Consider the following 20,427-nt stretch of genomic DNA (forward strand, 5'->3'; position numbering starts at 1 on the left):
GGGCTTCGGTGCCTCGATGCGCCATGGTGCTCGGGCATGCTGACTAGCTGTCGCCATGGCCTACTTAGCCCGGAAAGGGTTGTAGGCGATGCAGTGGTTGGCGATCGACCAATCATCAACTGCGTCAGCAAGGTCTTCGCGCCCGATGGCAGCGTCGTCTCGCCGCACAGCAGCGGCGAGAGCTGTCTCGATGACGCGGCAGAGCTGGCGAAGGTTTCCGTTGGACGCCTCGCAAAGAAGGCGAGCGAGAGCTTCTTCAGCAAGTCCTGACGAGAGCCGAAGGATGCCTCGATCGACGAGTTCGCCGTCTAAGCCGCTAACGAAGCCAAGGAACAGCTCTCTGTCCTCCTCCACAAGCCAATCGAGAGGCTCCATGGTAACCGGAGCATCCAATCGACCGGCAAGATCCGGGCTGCGCTTGAAAACGTCGCGTGCTTCCTCAGTAGCCAGAAACGCCATCGGGACGATGCCGCGATCCATCACGTCACGGAGAGCGGTCGCGATTGCTGAACTCATGGTCGGCCGGCGAGCCGCGCGGTTGAACTCGTCGATGATCAGCAACTGTGTCTCATAGCGCTCGAGAGCGTCGAAGGCCCGCATCCAGAGGACTGGCTCTGCACCATGCTCAGGACGTGGGACACCCATGGCTTTCAAGATGCTCGCGGGAATGGACCGAGTGGTGCCTGAGCCGTCGACCGTCGCGATGACAACAGGCTGGCTTCCTGGGGCATGCTCATCAGCCGCTTCAACGTAGGCTTTGAAACGCTCAGCTCCGACCGTCTTGCCTGAGCCAGTGTTTGCGATGAGGCGGACTCCGCCTTGTGTCTGCCCCTTCGAGAGTTGACCAGTCAATCGAAGCTCGTCGAGGGCAGCGACAAGCTCATCCTGCCGAGGGTAGGGGAGGCGGATCGCGCGAAACGAGGCCCGCGCCTCTGCCACACGACGCGAACGCTCGGAGGGGCGCTCCGCGCGCCCCTCCTTGCCGTTATCGGCCCGGACCGAGGTGTTCATCTGTTCGGCCATCTGACTGACCTCACTCATAGCTGCCGCTCACGCGGCGGGTGCGGGTGGGGCGACGGGCAGGCATCTTGCTCTCCTGACTCTCACTGGGCTGGCCCGCGTCACGACGGTCCCGTTTGTTCTTCGGCTTGCGAGATTGGTCGACAGGAAGTCGAGGAGCCAAAATCTCGTCGTCCAGCATCGTAGTTGCTGAGAGGTCGTGGGCGATGAACTCGTCGAGAGAAATGGCTTCTGGTTCGTCCATGTGGAGGTGGACGAGGTTGCCCGTGATCTGCCGGAGACGCGGGATCTCGTAGAGGCGTGCGACCGTAAGCCGCTCACGATGCTTAGCCTCCGGCGAGATGTTGCGAATGGCCTTGATGCGCCGCGAACGGAAAGCAATCCGCTCTGCCTCTGTGTTGAAGGCGGCCGCCTCTTCACGCGCACGCTCTAGGAGCTGATTGTGAAACCATAGCGGCATGCCGTTTGCATAGGTTTCGTCCGAGCAGCGAAGGATGGTGTGAGTCTTCTTGACGCGATTCCAGACGTGGACCACCGAGATATCTTGAGGGTCGTACTTCACCTTCACGGTGGCGATTGCATCTGCCCGCGACTGCCGCCGGGGTTCCACGGCAACGAGGTCTTCGAGCAAGCTCGGAACGCCGCGAATGCAGTGGTAGCGCAGGTTGAAGAGCCGCAAGCCGGTGTTGGACAGCTGCACGGCTGGTGACACATCCATGATTTCGCGTTGGAAGCCCGCAAGGTCGTGGATCAAGTCGATCCCATGCTTGGCGACACTCTTCTCGAAAACGAGCGCAGGCTGGCGGTCTTGGAGGCCGGAATGTGTCGAGATGTGATATTCCGCGATCGCGGCATTCACCAAGGCCTCCAGCTCGCGCACCGTGACGCATGCTTCCTGCTCGGGGTCGTGGCCGAGCTTACGCGCAAGCGCGATGGGCTTCGATCCGCCTGGAATCAGCTTGGTGACTTTCTCTTGCAGCGTGGGAAAAATGCGCTCGCCGATCGCGCGGTAGCGGGGCTTCTTGATGGGGCAGTGACGGACGGCAAAACCGGCCCCCTTGGCAGCGTCTTCGAGCGCCTGGCTCCGGAACTCAGCTGCGTTATCGACGATGATTTCGGCCGCCTTGCCGCAGATGCGGCGAAGGATGGGGTATCGCTCGATGAGCTTGGGCGGGGGGCGCTTCGGAAGGCTCGCACGCTTCAGCACCTCGCCTACCGTCCAGTAGGAAGGTGGGAGGTAGCTAATAACGTGGCCGAGAATCACCTCGCTGTGAACGTCAATCATGACGGTCAGCCATGGCTTGCCGGCCACCATCTCGTGATCGAGGTCGAGAACGAAGAACCCGTTGATCGGCGTATGGTCGATGATCGCCAGTTCGAGGGCGCGCTTTGCCGTCAGCGGGCGGCCTGAACCCTTCCAGTCGGCGTCGCTAGCGGCTTTGCCGTCGCGAGCTTCGCGGGTAACGGCCCCAATCAGCGCCCGGCAGGCTCGCCGCACGGTAGCGTAGTGCGGAATAGGATAGGGCTTCTCGGGTTTGGGATAGAGCGACGAGTTACCAGCATTGATGTCGCGCAACTCGTTGCTGATTTCAGTGGTCACGTCCGCGTAGCTGAGCTGCTGCGTCCAATTCAGGAGAGCACCCTTCTGAAGGACTTCCTGCGGTACGTCATCGAAGTAGGGAGCGCGGCGGACCCGGCCGGTCATCCGCACCATGTCGCGGATGTTACGGTCGCCTGCGAAACCACGGTCGGTACGCCACCGCTTGATGGTATGCGGATTGTCGTGCTCGCCGTACTTTTCGCGAAGCTCAGGCGTCCAATAATCGCCCAACGCCAATCCGATCGCCTTGACGCCATTCGGTACTCCGTGATCGTCGAGGATCTCGCATTGTGCGAGCATCTTGCGGGCCTTGGGGTCCAGTTCGTCGCAATCAGCGAACGTCCACTCCGCCTCAGAAGCCATCTTACGAGCGATCGATGCCCGCTCGGTCTCTCGTACGATAAGACGGCCTTCCAAGAGCAGCTCATCATAGCCCTCGGGCGTCAGCAACCCCATGAAGCCCTCTTTGTCTTCGATGATGTAGGGCAGGCCCGTTTGGCAGTGCATCAGATGAATGCGGCCCGGCATGGGCAAGCCAACGTACTTGTAAGGCGCCTCATCGATCTCGATGATTGTGTTCAGAGGGTAATTGTAATGCGACATAGCCTTCTCCCTGTTAGGCAATAGTTGTCCAGTCCGCTGAGCGACGGGCTCAGCGGTTAGTTCGCGCTCGAAGGCGCCTCGGTTCTCCTTGAAATGGGGTGGGTCTAGACGATACGCACAGGCGTCTCGTGGAAGATGGGCTGCGTGAGATCGATGCTGATGCGACCTCTGACGAGTAGCGCCTGAAGCACTGCCATGCCGCCTGGCGCGAAGCCGGGTTCGATGACCTCGGCGAGCTCTCCGTAGCTGCTAACCAGTCCGCATTTCAAAGCGAAGCTATCCAGCCGACGGATGTGATCGGGGCTGACCCGTGCGAAGCGACGCGACTGGAAAAGCTCGACGTTGTCACGGTGGTGACGCGACACGAAGATCTCGGGCGCCAGAACAATTTTGAACGTCCAGCCGCAGCGGCGACAGATTTCGGCGACCCCGGCAAGGGTATGACGGTAATCTTCGTCTTCGAGGTCGCGCTCGTTACGCTTGAGTTCGACGATTTCGACCGAGCCGTCCGTTTTCTGGACCTCGACGTCGCAAGTGTAGCGACGGAGCCGGCCATTCAACGGAAACTCGAAACGGCGGCGCTCGCTTTGGGCCCATTCTACTTCTTGATCTACCTCGCAGCGCATGAGGTAGGCGCGCTGCGTCATGCCTTCCCAGTATTGAAGACGGCGGCGCTTGTACGATGGCCACCAACCATTCTCGTGAGCGAGGTTACCGGTAAAGGTGCGCAAGGAACCACCGTGGACGGCTACATGCATGTGAGCCATCGTTACGAGTTCGTCGCCAGCCTCAGGCAAGTTCGTGAGCGGACGCACACGGGTACGATCGGGCGTGATTGCAGGATCTAGAAGCTGGCGAGCGATAGCAAAGCGCGGGTCGACGTGCGTGGCGACCGGTGTAGCTACGATATCGTCGTTTTGCTTGTTGCTGCTCATGCCTGCGGAGCCTGACGGCTGGACACGCGCACCCAGGAACGAGCCTGCCGCCGCCGCCAGCTGAGCCGCCGCATCGCATCGGTGATCACCGGGCGAGGAACGTCAGCCTTCATGCCATGACCCGACAAGTCGACATCTGCGCTGTCGTCAACGAGCGGCTTGATCGCGACTTCGGACTGGCCCTTCCGTGTGTCTGTCATGAAGCGCTCATCCATAATCGTTTCCACTTTTCTTGTCGGTGCGTGGCCATAGCTAGGGTTGAGTTGCGCTGGGCGCAAGCTCGCTGCTGACAAAAAATGTGAAAACGATGATTGCTCGTCATATTGATCCTGCGTAGGGTCGCAGCATGATCTCGGCAGCCGACCTTGAACTCGTGGCCAAGCATTCCGCTGACCGCGCCACCTTCGAGAGCAACGAAGCCACGCTCTTGGCACTGCCGCTCGTCAGCCAATCGGCCGTTCTGCAGCGCCTAAGGGCGATGGATAAGTACGTGGGGATGCCGAGCCCGACTGCTGCGGATGCCGCCACCTTGGCGGCGGATCTCGGCACGTCTGAGCGGAATTTCTACCGGCTGGTCCGAAAGTTTCGCGAGCATGGACCCGTGGCCGGGTTAGCTCCCAATTTTCGGGTGCGTCAGCGGGCATCGGCCGCTGCAGATGGTTTGGGCAAGGTTGCAGAAATAACCTTGGAGCGGATCCTGGAAACCGAAGAGGATGCGCGCTGGAAGGACGTCGTCGATGAAGTGCTGGCCGCCTGCCGAGCAGCGAACGTAGAGCCTCCTTCGACAGCTGCAATTAGGCGCCGTCTGCTAGCTCTTCGCGCCGAAGGCCGCTTGCGGGACGCCGGCGAACGCATTTTCGGTGAAAAGTGGCTTCTGGATCAATCGGCTATAACACTGACCCGTGAGAGCGATGAGGGGGTCGAGTATGTGGTCGTCACGCTGCTCATTGATCGGCAAACCAAGCTTATCGGTGGTGTTGGGCTTTTCAGACGAGGCAACCCGCTATCCGGTGTACTGTCCGCCCTTGTTGATGCCTGGTCTCGGGTGCCTGAATTTGCTGGCGCCGGCTTGAATGTTGCTTCTCGGGTTCGCGAATTCGACTGGGTTTATCCGGAGGACGCTCATGTATCGGGTTTCATGCTGGACTATGGCGTAACGAGAACGTCAGGTCGGGGACCACGCAGGCATGGTGAAAACATCTTTCGAATGATCGGCAACCGCTTGGGTCCGTACACCTTGTTAATTCGATCAACGGCAAACCCTCAGCTCGTCGATGAGCAGCTTGCGACCGCCCCTCTGCCTTTTGCAAAGGCTGAAGAGGTCGTGCGGCACGCCGTTGCGAAGTGGAATGAAGGCATTCTTCAACAGATGAAGGCTGGCCGGTCGCGAGACGCTCGTCGGAAGCGCCTGATCGAGATCATGCGGAGCATGACGGAGTTATTTCTTCGGGCGCTCGACGACTCGTCAGCTGCAATCCTCAAGGATGCCGAGCGCAAGATCACGCACGGACCGGGCGTTCTTGGGACTCACTAAGCCCGCGCATGGCCGGCCTCCTGCGAGCGACCGTCGGGCAAGGAGTTCGCCCACAACTGCTTGAGCGTGGTGGAGCGGAACGGCGAGATCAGGACGAGCCTTCACTCGGGCTCGCGGCGCAAACGGAATGCGCCCGATTTTTCGACCGACGGCGTTTGTCAGCGCAGTGCCGGGCGCGAGGCCAAGGGAAGCAGTGGTGTCGAGACGCAATTTGGCGGCTTGAGCAAGGCTCTCAACAACTGACATGTGCGACTGCAGGGCTGTCGAGACGATCAGTCGTTGACCCCGGTGACGGGAATGGGGCCCGCTTCTCCGATGATCGATGGCGTCCACAAATGCGTGCGCCACCGCTGACGTTTCTACAGGCTGCCCATCGAGGTGGAAGCCAAGCACTTCGCCGCTGTCGACGTGGATGATCGCGGTGAGCACGGCCAATTGCGGTTCGGCAGAAGCAACATGCACGGTCAGGTCGAGGGGGCATGCATCGAGGACGAAATCAGCGTCGCGGCGCATCCGACTCCGTAAATCAGGGTTCAGCACTGGCTTGCCAGTGCGTGTCCGGACCGCGTTCCACGAAGGCGGCGTCAGACCTTGCTCTTTGCATCGCCGGCTGCATTCGGCGAATATCTCGCTGTCACGTGCACCCGGACCAAGATCGGTGATGGTGTCGTCCAAGACGCTCCGCTTGTCGTGCCGAAGTTTGCTTTGCTGTCCCTGCGAGGAAACCTTCGGCGTTCCGCCCGCGCGAAGTTCGCGGACTGCGGCGGCGAGACGGAAGAAGCTGCGCTGAACCAGATTGAGCTCAGCAGCCGATCGATCTGCGTCAGCCGTCGTCGGCTTGTCGAGGGCAAGGTAACGGTCAACTACTTCCAACCTGCGGAGAGACTCAGCCCAGAGATGCGGAGGTAACTCCGCCAACTGCCTGATGATCTCGTCGCCCATTTCTTCCTCCGATGGAGTTCATCGGAGTCCGGATCTTCCTTCTTTTGCTGGCCTTGTGTTGTGCTGGGAACGAACGAGAGAGGTAAGGACTTGAATCAGCGTTCCGAGGATAACCGTTTGATCACGCAACTTCTTCAAAGCTTGCCCTTCGCGGCACGCTCGTCGAGGATCGCGTCGTTGGTCTCAGATGACGCTGGGCTGAGAGCGCGCCAAGCAGCGAAGGCGACGAGCGTCAGCAGCAACGCTAGCAAGGCAACTGCAAAGCCTCCGAGAACAGGACGGTCGTGCTTCATTTTGTCCCTGCCTGCTTTGCCATTCTCCGCTTCGCACGCTCGGTAAGGCAGATGGTGTTCGGCCCCATAGTGATTTCCCCACTATGGTGCATGTTGGTCAGAAGAGAGGGCAAACCGCCAACCTTCGCAATTCGCTCCGAGCACGACGCGTCGGTGGCGATTTCCCGATCGAGCATTTCGCGACTGATCGCTCCTCCGGCGTTGGCAATCCTCTGCCGAATGTCATCGTAGAGCGACCCTTTCGGAGTGAAGATCGGCGGGCCGATCCGGCCGTGATGTACCATGGGGTCTCCTTCTCACTCCACCGGTGATGAAGTGGTCAGAACTTGGTATCGCCGAGTGCCGATGATCAGGGATGAAGGGCACTCGCATCCTCACATTCTCTCCGCTCAACCTGGATCGTGGAGTGCTGCAGCTCAAACCGGTCGTGCAGCATGGTGGCGATTGCAATCCGCACTGTTTCGAAGTCGGCCCCTTCTTTGAGCTCGACGTGCGTTGAAAGGCTGTTGTCATCGCTGGTGAGCGACCAGACATGGAGGTCGTGGACGCCGGCCACCCCAGGGACATCCGAGATCGCTTTCCGGACCTCGGCGAGGGTGATGCCGCTTGGCACCCCTTCCAAAAGGATGCGGGTAGTGTCCTTGAGCAGGATCCAAGTACGAGGAAGGACCCACAGGCCGATACCGATGGCGACCAGTGGATCAACCCACTGCCAGCCGGTAGCCATGATCACGCCAGCACCGACGATCACGCCCAGCGACCCGAGCATATCCGCCCAGACTTCGAGGTATGCGCCTTTGACGTTCAGGCTCTGGTCCTTGCCAGCCGACAAAAGGCGCATAGCGATGATGTTTACGACGAGGCCGATCGTAGCGACGATCAGCATGCCGGTCGACTGCACTTCGCTCGGTTCGAAGAACCGCCGGATGCCCTCGACGAGAACGTAGGCGGCCACCGCGAAGAGCAGCAGCGCGTTGAAGGCGGCCGCTAGGATCTCGAACCTCCGGTAGCCGAAGGTTCGTTTCTCGTCGGCTGGACGCTGACCGATCTTCACTGCCGCCAATGCAATCGCCAAAGCTGCGGCGTCGGTGAACATGTGCGCCGCGTCGGACAGCAGGGCGAGGCTGTTGAAGACGTAGGCCCCGACCAATTCAGCGACGAGGAAGGTGGTGGTGAGGGCCAGAGCCCAGCCCAGCATCTTGCTGTTGGCCCCTGCCGCATGGTTATGGGCATGTTCGCCGTGACTATGCGCCATGCTGGTTCTCCTGCTGATCGTGCATCACTGCTTGCTTCCGTCATCTTGAGGTCGGGCGAGCCAACGCTCGAGCTGATCGATCTCGCTTTGCTGGTCCTTGATGATCTTCGTCGCCAAGGCGCGAAGTTCGGGATCCCGGCCGAGGCGCAATTGCGCCTCGGCCATCTTTACGGCGTCGCGGTGGTGCGGGATCATCCCCTCCGCAAAGCTCCGGTCCGGATTATCCGGATCGAGGGTCATGCCCATGCCTCCATGCGAGGTCTCGGTCTTTCGCTCCGCCGTCTTCTGCTCGTCACGCTGCGCTTGCGGGGCGCAAGCGGCGAGAAGAAGCGCTGCAAACGCGATTGGTGTTGCCGCTTTCATGTGTTGACCTTTCCTCATCATTCCGCCGGGACCGGTTCGCGGCCGAACGGATCTTCATTGCGGTAATCACCTTGGACATGGCGGGCCCGAGCCTTGTGCAGAAGGAAGTGGCTGATCGCTGGCAGCACGAAGAGCGTGAGGAATGTCGCCACGATCAGACCGGCAATCACCACGACCGCCAGCGGCTTTTGCACTTCGGCACCACGGCCCATGGCCAAGGCCATCGGCACGAACCCGATTGCCGGGACGACACCCGTCATCAGGACGGCCCGAACCCGTTCCATCATTCCTCCCCGGATGCTGGCATCGATGCTTTCGCCCGCGCCGATTCGCTGCTGGATACTGGTCATCACGACCAGGCCGTTCAGAACGGTGACCCCCGACAGCACAATGAAGCCGACGGCGGCCGAGATGGAGAAAGGGAAGCCGGACAGCACTAGGCCGAAGACGCCTCCGGCAAGCCCTAGCGGCACGGCCGAGTAGACGGCGAGCGCCGAGCTGAAGCTTCGCAGAGCCATGTAGAGGATGCCGAAGATCAGAAGGAACACCGCCGGGATGACCAGCGAGAGCCTCGCCGAGGCGGCCTGGAGATTTTCGTACTGGCCACCCCACTCGATGAAGACGCCGGGTGGCAGCTTCACGTCACGCTCGACCGCAGCGCGCGCGGCCTCGACATAGGAGCCGAGGTCGCGACCACGGACGTTGGCCTGAACGACCACGCGCCGTTGTCCGTTTTCCCGGCTGACCTGGTTCACGCCGTCAGCGAAGCGGAAGCTGGCGACCTCGCGAAGAGGAACCGAGGTCCGAGCTCCGGCACCGCTGTTCTCCAGCATCACTGGGAGGGCGCCGATGGCTTCGAGATTGTCGCGCGTCGGGTTGTCGAGCCGCACCACGATATCAAACCGACGGTCGCCCTCGAAGACGATGCCGGCCTCACGGCCGCCAAGGGCTGCCGCGACCGTGTTCGCAACCTCGTCGACCGTCAGCCCATAGCTCGCGATGGCGGGGCGGTTGAACAGCACCTCCAAGGTCGGGAAGCCAGCCGTCTGTTCGGAGCGAAGATCCGCCGTGCCTTGAACCTTGCCGATCGACGATGCGACCTGTGCCGCAACGGTCTCAAGCTTGGCGAGGTCGTCGCCGAAGACCTTGATAGCTACGTCCCCCCGAACGCCCGCAATGAGCTCGTTGAAGCGCATCTCGATGGGCTGACTGACCTCGAAGGCATTGCCGGTGAGCGAACCCATCTTCTCCTCGATGCGCTCGACCACCTCGTCCTTGGTGTCGACGCCTTCCGGCCACTCCTTGCTCGGCTTCAGGATGACGAAAGAATCCGAGATGTTTTGCGGCATGGGGTCTGTGGCGACCTCAGCCGTGCCCGTCTTCGAGTAGATGAAGGCAACCTCGGGAAGCGAGGAGATCGCCCGCTCAACCCTCAGCTGCATGGCCAGGGATTGATCGAGCGATGTTGAGGGAATGCGGATTGCCTGAACCGAGGCGTCGCCTTCGTCGAGTTGCGGAATGAACTCCTGACCCAGGGTCGTGAAGAGAACACCAGCGAGGGCGAAGACCCCCAAACCTGTGCCAATCCACGGCTTCGGCCGCGAGAGCACCTTGCCGAGGAGCGGCTCATACCGTTCCTTGGTCCAGCGGATGACCGCGACATCCTTCTCCGCAACCTTGCCCTTAATCAGCACGGCGACCATCGCCGGCACGAAGGTCAGCGAGAGGATGAAGGCACCAACGAGAGCGAAGATGACGGTGATCGCCATCGGCGTGAACATCTTACCTTCGACACCCGTAAAGGTGAGCAAGGGCGCGAACACGAGAAGAATAATTGCCTGCCCGTAAAGGGTCGGGCGGACCATCTCCTTGGCGGCCTCGAAGACCTCGTGCAGCCGCTCCGAGAGTTGAAGAAGGCGACCTTCGCGGTGCTGCCGTTCTGCTAACCTTCGCAGGCAGTTCTCGATGATGATGATCGAGCCGTCGACAATGAGACCAAAGTCGAGCGCGCCGAGGCTCATCAAGTTGCCCGACACCCCGTAGCGGGTCATGCCGATCGCCATCATCAGGAATGACAGCGGGATCACCAGCGCCGCGATGATGGCGGCGCGGATATTACCGAGCAGCCAGAAGAGAACGGCGATGACGAGAAGGGCGCCCTCGATCAGGTTCTTCTCGACCGTCGAGATCGTCGCATCCACGAGTGCTGAGCGATCGTAGAGGGGTGTCACCTTAACGCCGGGAGGGAGCGATTTGGCTACTTCCTGAAGGCGCTCGGCGACGGCCTCGGCAACGATCCGGCTATTCGAGCCAGCCAGCATCAACGCCGTTCCGACGATGACTTCCTTGCCATTGGTAGATGCTGCACCCGTGCGCAGCTCACCGCCCAATCGAACCGTCGCCACGTCCGACACGCGGACTGCAACCCCGTTGCGATTGGCGATAACCGTGCCGCCGATCTCGTCGATATGCCGGATGCGGGCATCGGCGCGCACCAGGAAGGCTTCACCGGCCCGCTGGATGAAGTTGGCGCCAACCGAGATGTTCGAGCCTTCGAGGGCGTCGGCAAGCTCGGTGAACGATACCCCGTAGGATGCCAGGCGAGCCGGGTCCGGCTGGACGACGAACTGCTTCTCATATCCGCCGATGCTGTCGACGCCGGCCAGGCCGGCCACGTTGCGCAGTTGCGGGCGGATCACCCAATCCTGGATGGTCCGCAGGTAGGCAAGCTTCGAAACCTCGTCTGTGAGCCTCTCCCCTTCGATGGTGAGGTAGGATCCATCGGGCTGAAAGCCGGGGCGGCCGGCGATCTTCGGATTTTTCGCTGTGGCGGTCGGCTCGTAATCGACCGACCACATCAGCACCTCGCCAAGACCGGTGGACACCGGCCCCATCTGCGGCTGAACGCCATCCGGCAGGCTTTCGCTCGCCTGGGCCAGCCGTTCCGCGACCTGTTGCCGGGCGAAGTAGATGTCGACCTTCTCGTCGAACACCGCTGTCACCTGCGCGAAGCCATTGCGCGAGATCGACCTCGTATAATCGAGGCCAGGAATGCCAGCGAGCGTGGTTTCCATCGGGAAGGTGACAAGCCGCTCCATGTCGAGCGGGCTGAACTGCGGGGCAGAGACGTTGACCTGCACCTGCTTGTTAGTGATGTCGGGAACGGCGTCGATGGGCAGCTTGAAAAGCTGGAAGGCGCCATACAGCGCGATCACCAAGGTCAGGCCTATTGTGGCCCAGCGGAAGCGGATCGCAGCGTCGAGAATACGCTCAATCATGTGGGATCAATCCTGATGAGATGGGGCGAGGAGCGGGCAACACGATCAGTGTTCCGCTTCACTCGCTCCAAGCTGCGACTTGAGGGCGAAGGCACCGCGCGAGACGACTGCCTGACCGGGCTGAAGGCCTTTCAGGATCTCGACCCGGCCGCCGCTGCGTTGGCCGATCTGGACCGGAACGGCTTGGAAGCCGCCCTTCACCTGGACAAACACGGTGTCGCGGCCCTCGATCTGCTGGATGGCATCTTCGGGAAGGATGATGCCGGTGACCTCGCTGTTGCTCGGTGTGATGCGGGTACGGACCGCCTGGCCCTGGCGCAGACCGCCAGGAGCACCGGAAAGTTGCAGGACGACTCCTACCGCCCGGCTCTGCGCGTCGGCCGATGGAGTGATCGAGCGAACCCGAGCCTCGACGATGCCGCCTCCGGGAAGCTCCACGACCGCTCGATCGCCCGGTTGGAGCCGCTGCGCTTCGGGCACGGGAACAGCCGCCTCAACCTGGATGCTATTGGGATTGGAGACGTTGAAGAGCTCCGCGCCAGCAGCCACATAGGCGCCGAGCTGCGTGTCCACCTCGGTGATCCTGCCGCCAATCGGTGACCGTACTGCAAGGTAGCGGCCGTCGCCGGTAACGCCGGCTGTCCTGACGGCTGCTTCGGCACGTTGCAGTTCGGCTTCGGCCGTCTGCCGAGCGGCGACGGCGGCTTCCAGGTCTTGCCGGGCGGTCACCTTTGCGTTGAATAGCCGTTGCTCGCGGGCCGCAGCAGCTCGCGCTGCCTGAGCCCGGGCTGCGGCAGCGTTGCGCTCGGCGACGAAGGCTGCCGCTTCACGGCTTTCCAGCAGGGCGATCGTCTCACCGGCGCCGACAGGATCGCCAAGCCGCTTGTTGATGCGGGTGATAGCGCCGTCGGCCCTGGCAGTGACTAGCGCTTGCCCTTCGGGTGGCGCGGTCACGGTTGCCTGCGAGATGACTTCTGAGAGGATGGAGCCCGAGGAGACCCGCTCGACGGCAATGCCGTTTGTCGCCAGCTGAACCGGCGTCATGGGAATAAAGCCCTCGGGACCGTGCTCCTCGCCTTCTTCCGCTTCGGCAGCAGGGGCTTCGGCGCTCCTCGCGACGGGTTCGGGTGCCATGCTCCTGCCAATCAGCACGCCGCCCAGGCCGGCGAGTAGGGCGAGCGCGGCTCCGCCAGCCATGAACTTGGAGCGGCCATCACGGATACGGATGGCGGTGGTTGCGCGTTCGATCACGGTCATTGGGGATCCTGTTGTGCTGCGACCCGGCCGAGTTCGGCGGTCGCGAGAGCCTGCGCGAGGCGGGCATCGATGAGGGCTGCTTGAGCTTCGCGGTACGCCGACTGGGCATCGAGCAATTCGACCAGCGAAGCCCGGCCTTGAATGTAGGCTAGGCGCGACAGCCGAAGCGCCTCGGTGGCCTCCGGAATGGCGGACCGCTCGAGCGCTTCCACCCGTGTCGTGGCCGACTGAACGTTGGTCACAGCATTCGCAGCTCTGACCTGCACCGACGCGCGAATGTTGGCGAGATTGGCTTCAGCAGAGCGGATGCCGGCCCGAGCGGCTTCGATATTGCCCCGGTTGCGGTCGAAAACCGGCAGTGGTAGCGACACTCCGCCCACGAGCGCCACGGCGCCCGCCTCTCGCACATGGCGGATACCCAATCCTACGGCGGGGTCGAGCCGGCTGGCGGCCTGCTCTTGTCTCAGCGTCGCTTCGGCAACGAGGCGTTCGGCCTCGGCTAGGCGCACCTCGAGGCTGATCCCGGGGTTTACGAGCCTCGGCGTGAGATCGATGAGACCCCCGCTCAGGCTCTGGACCGGATCGGTAACGCCAAAGAGCGAAACCAAGGTCGCTCGGGAAGACCGCTCCTCGGCACGCGCTGCCTCAAGGTCTGCGGCAGCTTGTGTCGCCGCCGATCTCGCGCGGAGGGCGCGAAGGGGAGGCTCACGGCCATTGTCGACCAAGATCTGGGCGATGCGTGCGAGTTCTCGGGCGCGCTCATTGTTGTCTTCCGCCAAGCGGAGACGGTCGCGAGCCACGATGGCGCGAGCGAACTGTTCCCTCACCGATTGGGCGAGGTCTGCGCGGGCGATGCTGAGCCGGATGCGTTCGGCCGTCAGCGCGGCTTGCGCCGCCGTAACGCGGGCTCGCCGGCGCCCGCCGAGATCGAGGCGCTGGTTCACTGCGACCGTAGTCTCGGTCGCCCGCAACCCGGCCAGATCGCCGGTCCCGAGAAAGTTCTCGACCTCGACGCTGAGCTCCGGGTTGGACCGAAGACCGGCCTGTCCGATGCGGGCGGATGCCGCCTCGACGCGAGCGCGGGCAGCAAGCACTGCCGGTGATCGGGCTTCGGCTTCCTCCAATGCTTGAACAAGCGTCAGCGACGATGGAAGCGGTCCGCTTCGCGGCACCAGCACGGGAAGGTTCGCAGAAGGTAAGGGCGCTGGAGGCCCAGCGCGGGGTGTAGCAGTGGGCGAGCCGACGCGCGGCGTAGCAGGCGTACTCACCTGCGCACCGGCACCCGCCACGGGTACGAAGGCTACGGCGATAGCCGCAGCGAGAAAACGAGACATGTAGAAGGACTCCTGACGGCACTGAAAGAGCCAGCCGGACCGCATCCAGCCAGCGTCAGCGTGTCGTCAGGCGATCGGGGGGCGCAATGCGGTCCCGGGGTCGTTGCCGAAGTGGAACGCGGCCGTGGGCGCGATCACATTCGCGGCGGCAACGTTTGGAAGAGCGTCGCTGGTGTCTTCCAACGGTGTGCCCACACAGTGACCATGGCAGGCACTGTGATGATGCGGTGTCGCCTTGTCGCCGTCTGCAGGGACCTCATCGCTGTCCCCGTCGAAGTGGCCCTCGGCGCTCGCCGACAACTCGGCGCAGCCAAACGCCTCGGCCGCATGCGCTACGCTGCCCGTCCAAAGGACAAGCATCAGCATCAGGGCACTGACCAAGGGTAGAATGCGACGCATCGTGAGCCGGCCTCTACCAGCGATGCTTGGAAAAGGGAAAGCCCATGCCTTTACGGGTGCACTGCAGCTTGGGTCGAAGCCGTTCGAAGCTCCGCCATTGCGAGCCGCACGATCTTCCAGCCGCCGGCAAAACTGAGGGCCGCCATCAAGCCAGCCACGATCAGATCAGGCCACCGCGTGCCGCTTCCGAATACCCCCACTGCGGCGGCCACAACCGCTATATTCGCGATCGCGTCGTTGCGGCTGCAGATCCAGACGGACTGCATGTTGGCATCACCCGAACGCCAGCGGAACAGCATCACAGCGACAGCGATGTTGGCCACGAGCGCCGCGATGCCGACGCCGCCCATGACGAATGGTTCGGGACTGGACCCCTGCAAGGCAGCAACGACGACGGCGGTGACCACGTAAGCGCCGAGCAGAAGGAGGGTGATGCCCTTGAAGAGGGCGGCACGCGCGCGCCAGGCGAGCGCCATACCCGCAACGCCGAGCGATATGGCGTAATTGGCGGCGTCCGAAAAGAAGTCGAGCGCATCGTCCTGAAGCGACTTGCTGTCGGCCATGACGCCGGCGATAAGCTCGATGGCAAACATCCCGCCATTTACCGCCAGTGCAATCCACAGCGCTTGACGCCAGAGCGCATCGGTCGCCGCGTTGGACACCTCCGACGGACAGTGATTGCAAGCCATTTGTCACCTCGACCGAATCGGTGTGATAGGTTTATGGACCTTGTAGCAAGTACAGGGTCAAGCGCCGATCCGAACGTCGGCACCGCTTCATCAACGCCAAGGCTGACACTCGGGCATTTCGATGATGCGTTGGAGATCGTGAAACCCTGAAGCCAAGATTCAGCAAGGAATGAGTCGACGGACTTGGGCTGGGCGTTTTATCGCCGGTCCGAGGGGACACTGACATGGCATTGAAAATCGGTCAGCTCGGAAAGGCGACCGGGACGAACACGGAAACCATCCGCTATTACGAACGAATTGGCCTTCTTCCGAAGGCCGGGCGGACAGACGGAAACTACCGTAACTACGATGTCCGAGACGTTGAACGCCTGACGTTCATTCGCCACGCGAGAGGCCTCGGTTTTGAGATCGCAGATATTCGGTCGCTGCTCGAGTTATCGGAATCCCCGGACCAAGATTGCAGTGAGGCCGACCGGATCGCAAGCCAGCAACTTACGGCCGTCAAACGAAAGATTGGGCAGCTCACTAAGCTACAGGCCGAGCTCAAGCGCATGATCTCGCAGTGTAGAGGTGGGCAGATTTCAGATTGCCGGATCATGCTTTCATTGGCTGATCACGAGCAATGCATGGATGACCACGCTTAGCACTTAAACCTTGTAGTCGCTATAACCTTTTCTATGTTTCGCAGCTCCATTCATCGAGCAGGGACATGGTGATCAAGCGAGGGACACACCGCGATCTCAGTGGAGCCGGACTGCGAACATTCGGCCGAATCGCTGAAGGTTGGGGTTTGAACGAGGCTGAGCAGACAGCCATTTTGAGCCTGAATCTGAATGATAGATCGGTTGTATCGGCCGCAGATCATGTCCCTCCGCTCAGCGAGGACACTCTTCTCAGACTTTCATACATATTCCGGATCTACCGGGCGATAAACACGCTCTTACCTGCCGAAGGTCGCGCGGCCCAGTGGATGCGTTCGCCGGGGAAGGTGCCGATGTTCGAGGGGCGCTCGGCAATCGAAACCCTTACAACCGGCCATTTAGACGTCCTGCGCATGCTAGCCGAGTACCTCGAAGCCCAATGCCAATAAGACCATGATGGTGGCGCTCATAATGCTCACCCTGTAAACCTTGTAGTTACTTTAAGGTTAACCTACCTTCGTCTGCGGCCGTTCGATTGCGGTCAGACAGGGAGCATAGGATGCAAGATTGGATTGATTGCCCGGCCTCGGCGATGGCGCCTTTTGATCCAGCGCGAGTGCGTCAGCATCATGAGAGCGATGTCCAAAGCATCTCTTTCTGCGATCCGCTCGAGCCAGATTCCCCCAGCGACATCAGGATTACCCTGACGCATCGCCAGCTCGGTCGACTGGTATTCGTTGCGGCGGAGACCGGCTCACGCTTCGCTCGGGAACGTTCGTCCTATGACCCCGCCGCCTGGATGGCGGCACCCAGGAGCCTGTTCGGTGGTCGCAACGCACTGACTGCGTGCGTGGATCGCACCATGTTCATGCGGGCGATCGTTCTGCATGGAGCAACAGCTGTTTATGACATGGCGCCGCAGGACATGTCTGAGCTGCTTTCCTCTTCGGACTGCGATGACGAAGCTCCGATCGTGATCCGACATGCTGACCGCAGCCTCAAACGGGATGACATTGCGCTGATGCAGTGGGGACCGACACTCTTCACGGCGACGTACGCTGAGCAGGGTCAGGACGGGGTTCTTCACGTATTCTTCGCAACGATGGCAACCGACGAAGGTGCTGCAAGAGAGCAGTTGCGGGAACGGCTCGGGGGGCGGGTGTCGAGCATCGCCACCGTCCGGGCTGGATTCGACCCCTCTCAGCCTGTGGCCATTTCCCTGCTCTCCGAGGCAATGGCGTACTTGCTGGCCCAAATCACACATGAGCCGAACTCAGCGCTCGCGGCTGGCTTCAACGTCCTGATTGAACACCGTTTCGATCAATAGCTGCTGAGCCCGGCAGCTTGCGCGCTGATCGATTGCGACTGCTCCTGTGAGGGGAAGGCAGACGGTCGACGCGCAAGCTGCCAATGGGCAATACCTCGCCCGGAAGGACATCTTCGAAATCCCTATACCGAACTCAACTGACAGACCGCCAATCGCCCAACGGCGAACCCTCGACTGGCGGCCACAAGCAATTGCATTCGACTGCTACGACACGCTGCTGACGATCACGAACAGGAGAGGGCCCTATCAGCAGCTCGCGGCACTTGCTGGCGGCCGCTTGGACCCGTCACCGATGACTTTGCCCATGTCGCTTAGGGATGTTGTCGAGCGCAACATGCCTCGGATTGAACTTCGGGCTGGCATACTGGAAAAACTCGAAGCCGATCTGCTGAATGAACTCGCCTCCGTTCAGCCTTTGCCAGGTGCAATCGAAGCGCTGCAGCATTTGCGTGACCTGGGATATCGCCTTGCGGTCGCATCCACCTCGCCCTGCCGTACTCCGAGCCACTCAAAAACTGGCTGGGCAGTCTGGTCGACGTCCAGATTCTTTCCTTTGAGGTAGGCTCGGCCAAGCCATCAGCCCTCTTCTATGAAGAGACATGCAAGCGCTTAGCTGTAGAACCTTCGGAGGTCCTGATGGTGGGGAACTCGCTGAAGAACGACGTTGTCGCAGCCGAAGCCGCCGGGTTGCAAGCTCGACACCTTCGGCTTGGGGAACGCCTTCAGCAAACCTTGCGAGATCTTCTGCAAGGCTGAAGTGCGTATCGCTTTCCGCAGGCCTCGGGGCTAGGTTTCTTGGTGAAACAGCGGCCAGAGTCCATGACGACCCTCAACCTTCAAGCGAAGCAAGATTTCTTGGAACGGGACGCGGCGACCCGCGATCCGCTCCGGGCGCTTTCTGAGTTCGTTTGGAATGCCCTTGATGCCGACGCCAGCAAGGTCGAGATCCAGCTTGAGCGCAACGATCTAGGTGGTCTGGCAGCGATCCGCATTGTCGACGACGGAACCGGCATCAGCGCTCAGCATGCAGAAGTCGACTTCGGCAATCTCGGCGCAAGCTGGAAACGGGATGCACACCGTACGTCAAACCTAGGCCGAGCCATACACGGTAAGGAAGGGCGGGGACGCCTTCGCTTCTTCTCGCTTGCGCAGCGCGCCCGGTGGTTCTCCACCACGAGGGAGATCGTGCCGGGTGCGGAAGAGGGGCCGCTAACGTCGCGAGCGATCGAGATACACTCGAAATCCCTAGAGCGCTGCGAGGTGAGCGAGGCAGAGAGCCCATTTGCCGAAACGCCCGGCACAAGCGTAGTGCTTACAATGTTGAAGAGCACGTTCGACGAGCTATCCAGCACCGAGGCATTCAGCAGGTTCAGCACGCTATTTGCGCCCTACGTGCTGCAGTACCCAAACGTCGAGATCTGGTACAACGGCTTCAAGGTCGATCCGAACCTGACCATCCGGCGGTGCGAGGACCTTCCGGCCTTAATCGTCCAGCTTTCAGATCGGACGATCAACGACCTCAAGGTGAAGGTCATCGAGTGGAAGGCGGCCACGGACACCCGTCAGATCCATTTCGGGGGCGAAGACGGTATCGTGCTGGGATCGCAGCCGGCGCATGTCACCGCGCCCGGTTTTGAGTTTTCGGCTTATGCGTACAGCGCCTATTTCCAAGAAGTCGCCGACCATAACTTGCTGGAGCTCGACGACCTCAACGAGCCAGATTTCGTTGTCGTCCTGTCACATATTCGGGAGGCTTTGTCCGAGTATTTCCGCGCTCGGCTCAGCGAACAATCCCTCGGCATTATTCAAGATCTGAAGGACCAGGGCGCATACCCCTATGAGGGCGAGCCGCGTGACCAAATCGAACGGCGAGAGCGTCAGGTCTTCGACATCGCCACCTATGCCATCAATTCACATTCCCGCGATTTTTCCAAGGCGGAAGCGTCGCTGAAGAAGATGACGCTGACGCTGCTCAAGGAGGCTATCAAGCGTAATCCCGACGACCTTTCGACCATCCTGAAGGCCGTTGTGAACCTGCCAAAGGGCAAGCAGTCGGAATTCTCCTCGCTTCTCAAGAAGACCGAGCTGGGCAACATCATCGGTGCATCGAGGCTGATCTCGGACCGGGTTACCGCGCTCGAAGTTCTGAAAGGTATCATCTTCGACCCGAGGCACCGGCAGAAGGTGAGGGAACGGGGCGAACTCGACGCGCTGATTCGCGACCATACATGGCTCTTCGGCGAGCGATTTCACATCACCATGGGCGAGTCCGGCCTGAGCAAGGTCATGAACCGCGTGGCGGAGGATCTCGGCCAAAAACGCAATGGGAGGAAGGTCACGAAGAAGGACGGCTCAGTGGCGCGAGTTGACGTGTTCCTCGGCAGGTCAGTGCCACACTCCGACGCTGGCAAGCGCGAATTCCTGCTCATCGAGCTCAAGCGCCCGTCGCTGAAGCTCGGTCGCAAGGAACTCGATCAAGTCGAGGATTACGTCACCGCAATTAGGTCGGAGCCCGAGTTTCTCCACACTGACACCACGTGGAACTTCTTCTTGGTGGCCAGCGAGTACGAGCCAGAAGTCGCTGGGAGGATTCACCAAGCCGATCGCCCCCAGGGCTGTTCCTCTACGGCGATAACTTCAAGTTCTGGGTCAAGACCTGGGCAGAGATCGTCCGCGAGAATGAGGCTAGACTGCACTTCGTGCAGGAGAAGCTGCAGGTGGATGTCTCGGACGCAGAGATTGAGACAAAGATTGAGGATCTGGGAAGACTTGTGACCCAGTAGGATTCCGAGTGCAAAGATGCGTCTATCTACACTGGGAGGTTCGTGCGACGTGTGCCAGACGGCGCCGAGTGGACTTGAAGGCGAAAGGGCAGGGTTGACCCACTTTCAGACGTTCAGGCCTTAATCGACGCTGCCCGCGAGCGGACGTTCGTTCATCGAGGCGGCTTCGGCCGC

19 protein-coding genes are annotated in these 20,427 nt (G+C 61.2%); 5 read left to right on the forward strand and 14 right to left on the reverse strand.

Annotated elements, in window-relative coordinates:
- Positions 1 to 60 precede the first annotated feature (60 nt).
- The 4 genes from GGQ97_RS06905 to GGQ97_RS06920 form a co-directional block, all read right to left on the reverse strand.
- Positions 61 to 1,023: a TniB family NTP-binding protein gene (locus GGQ97_RS06905; protein ID WP_168068251.1), complete on the reverse strand. Its 963-nt coding sequence runs from the start codon at positions 1,021 to 1,023 to the stop codon at positions 61 to 63.
- A 10-nt stretch (positions 1,024 to 1,033) separates the two neighbouring features.
- The gene (locus GGQ97_RS06910; protein WP_168068252.1) at positions 1,034 to 3,223 is read right to left on the reverse strand and encodes an integrase catalytic domain-containing protein; all 2,190 of its coding nucleotides are present in this window, start codon (positions 3,221 to 3,223) and stop codon (positions 1,034 to 1,036) included.
- A gap of 104 nt (positions 3,224 to 3,327) precedes the next feature.
- Entirely contained in the window at positions 3,328 to 4,158 is an 831-nt protein-coding gene (locus tag GGQ97_RS06915) for a hypothetical protein (protein ID WP_168068253.1), read from the reverse strand.
- Positions 4,155 to 4,373: a hypothetical protein gene (locus GGQ97_RS06920; RefSeq protein WP_168068254.1), complete on the reverse strand. Its 219-nt coding sequence runs from the start codon at positions 4,371 to 4,373 to the stop codon at positions 4,155 to 4,157. Before GGQ97_RS06920 ends, GGQ97_RS06915 begins: the two co-directional genes overlap by 4 nt.
- Positions 4,374 to 4,504: 131 nt before the next feature.
- Between GGQ97_RS06920 and GGQ97_RS06925 the strand changes: the two genes are divergently transcribed.
- Positions 4,505 to 5,692 carry a hypothetical protein gene (locus GGQ97_RS06925; RefSeq protein WP_168068255.1) on the forward strand — a complete coding sequence of 396 codons (1,188 nt, stop codon included), beginning with the start codon at positions 4,505 to 4,507 and terminating at the stop codon, positions 5,690 to 5,692.
- Here the strand turns inward: GGQ97_RS06925 and GGQ97_RS06930 are convergent.
- The 10 genes from GGQ97_RS06930 to GGQ97_RS06975 all read right to left on the reverse strand — a co-directional run bounded on the left by GGQ97_RS06930 (position 5,624) and on the right by GGQ97_RS06975 (position 15,502).
- The gene (locus GGQ97_RS06930; RefSeq protein WP_168068256.1) at positions 5,624 to 6,634 is read right to left on the reverse strand and encodes a hypothetical protein; all 1,011 of its coding nucleotides are present in this window, start codon (positions 6,632 to 6,634) and stop codon (positions 5,624 to 5,626) included. The genes GGQ97_RS06925 and GGQ97_RS06930 overlap by 69 nt on opposite strands.
- Before the next feature lie 134 nt (positions 6,635 to 6,768).
- Positions 6,769 to 6,927 (reverse strand): hypothetical protein, encoded by a 159-nt coding sequence (locus GGQ97_RS06935; RefSeq protein ID WP_168068257.1) that lies wholly within the window; start codon positions 6,925 to 6,927, stop codon positions 6,769 to 6,771.
- Positions 6,924 to 7,211 (reverse strand): hypothetical protein, encoded by a 288-nt coding sequence (locus GGQ97_RS06940; protein ID WP_168068258.1) that lies wholly within the window; start codon positions 7,209 to 7,211, stop codon positions 6,924 to 6,926. The genes GGQ97_RS06935 and GGQ97_RS06940 overlap by 4 nt, the downstream gene beginning before the upstream one ends.
- 65 nt (positions 7,212 to 7,276) lie before the next feature.
- On the reverse strand, positions 7,277 to 8,182 hold the full coding sequence (locus GGQ97_RS06945; protein WP_168068259.1) for a cation diffusion facilitator family transporter: 906 nt from the start codon (positions 8,180 to 8,182) through the stop codon (positions 7,277 to 7,279).
- Between the two features lie 24 nt (positions 8,183 to 8,206).
- The gene (gene copM, locus GGQ97_RS06950) at positions 8,207 to 8,545 is read right to left on the reverse strand and encodes a CopM family metallochaperone (protein ID WP_168068260.1); all 339 of its coding nucleotides are present in this window, start codon (positions 8,543 to 8,545) and stop codon (positions 8,207 to 8,209) included.
- Positions 8,546 to 8,562: 17 nt separating this feature from the next.
- A complete protein-coding gene (locus GGQ97_RS06955; protein WP_168068261.1) occupies positions 8,563 to 11,823 on the reverse strand; it encodes an efflux RND transporter permease subunit in 3,261 nt (1,086 codons plus the stop codon).
- A 45-nt stretch (positions 11,824 to 11,868) separates the two neighbouring features.
- A complete protein-coding gene (locus tag GGQ97_RS06960) occupies positions 11,869 to 13,080 on the reverse strand; it encodes an efflux RND transporter periplasmic adaptor subunit (protein ID WP_245197904.1) in 1,212 nt (403 codons plus the stop codon).
- Positions 13,077 to 14,258: a TolC family protein gene (locus GGQ97_RS06965; protein WP_168068262.1), complete on the reverse strand. Its 1,182-nt coding sequence runs from the start codon at positions 14,256 to 14,258 to the stop codon at positions 13,077 to 13,079. The genes GGQ97_RS06960 and GGQ97_RS06965 overlap by 4 nt, the downstream gene beginning before the upstream one ends.
- A 222-nt stretch (positions 14,259 to 14,480) precedes the next feature.
- Positions 14,481 to 14,780, reverse strand: a complete 300-nt coding sequence (locus tag GGQ97_RS06970; RefSeq protein ID WP_168068263.1) for a hypothetical protein — start codon at positions 14,778 to 14,780, stop codon at positions 14,481 to 14,483.
- Positions 14,781 to 14,863: 83 nt separating this feature from the next.
- Positions 14,864 to 15,502 carry a cation efflux transmembrane domain-containing protein gene (locus GGQ97_RS06975; protein WP_168068264.1) on the reverse strand — a complete coding sequence of 213 codons (639 nt, stop codon included), beginning with the start codon at positions 15,500 to 15,502 and terminating at the stop codon, positions 14,864 to 14,866.
- 224 nt (positions 15,503 to 15,726) lie between these two features.
- Here GGQ97_RS06975 and GGQ97_RS06980 point away from each other — a divergent pair, with 224 nt between their 5' ends.
- The 4 genes from GGQ97_RS06980 to GGQ97_RS07000 all read left to right on the forward strand — a co-directional run bounded on the left by GGQ97_RS06980 (position 15,727) and on the right by GGQ97_RS07000 (position 20,245).
- Positions 15,727 to 16,146, forward strand: a complete 420-nt coding sequence (locus GGQ97_RS06980; RefSeq protein WP_168068265.1) for a MerR family DNA-binding protein — start codon at positions 15,727 to 15,729, stop codon at positions 16,144 to 16,146.
- Between the two features lie 556 nt (positions 16,147 to 16,702).
- Positions 16,703 to 17,470, forward strand: a complete 768-nt coding sequence (locus tag GGQ97_RS06990; RefSeq protein WP_168068267.1) for a hypothetical protein — start codon at positions 16,703 to 16,705, stop codon at positions 17,468 to 17,470.
- A 519-nt stretch (positions 17,471 to 17,989) separates the two neighbouring features.
- The gene (locus GGQ97_RS14705; RefSeq protein WP_425338730.1) at positions 17,990 to 18,226 is read left to right on the forward strand and encodes an HAD family hydrolase; all 237 of its coding nucleotides are present in this window, start codon (positions 17,990 to 17,992) and stop codon (positions 18,224 to 18,226) included.
- 63 nt (positions 18,227 to 18,289) lie between these two features.
- Positions 18,290 to 20,245 carry an ATP-binding protein gene (locus GGQ97_RS07000; RefSeq protein WP_168068268.1) on the forward strand — a complete coding sequence of 652 codons (1,956 nt, stop codon included), beginning with the start codon at positions 18,290 to 18,292 and terminating at the stop codon, positions 20,243 to 20,245.
- The last annotated feature ends 182 nt before the right edge of the window (positions 20,246 to 20,427 follow it).

Source organism: Sphingomonas kaistensis, from assembly GCF_011927725.1.
Lineage (GTDB): Bacteria > Pseudomonadota > Alphaproteobacteria > Sphingomonadales > Sphingomonadaceae > Sphingomicrobium > Sphingomicrobium kaistense.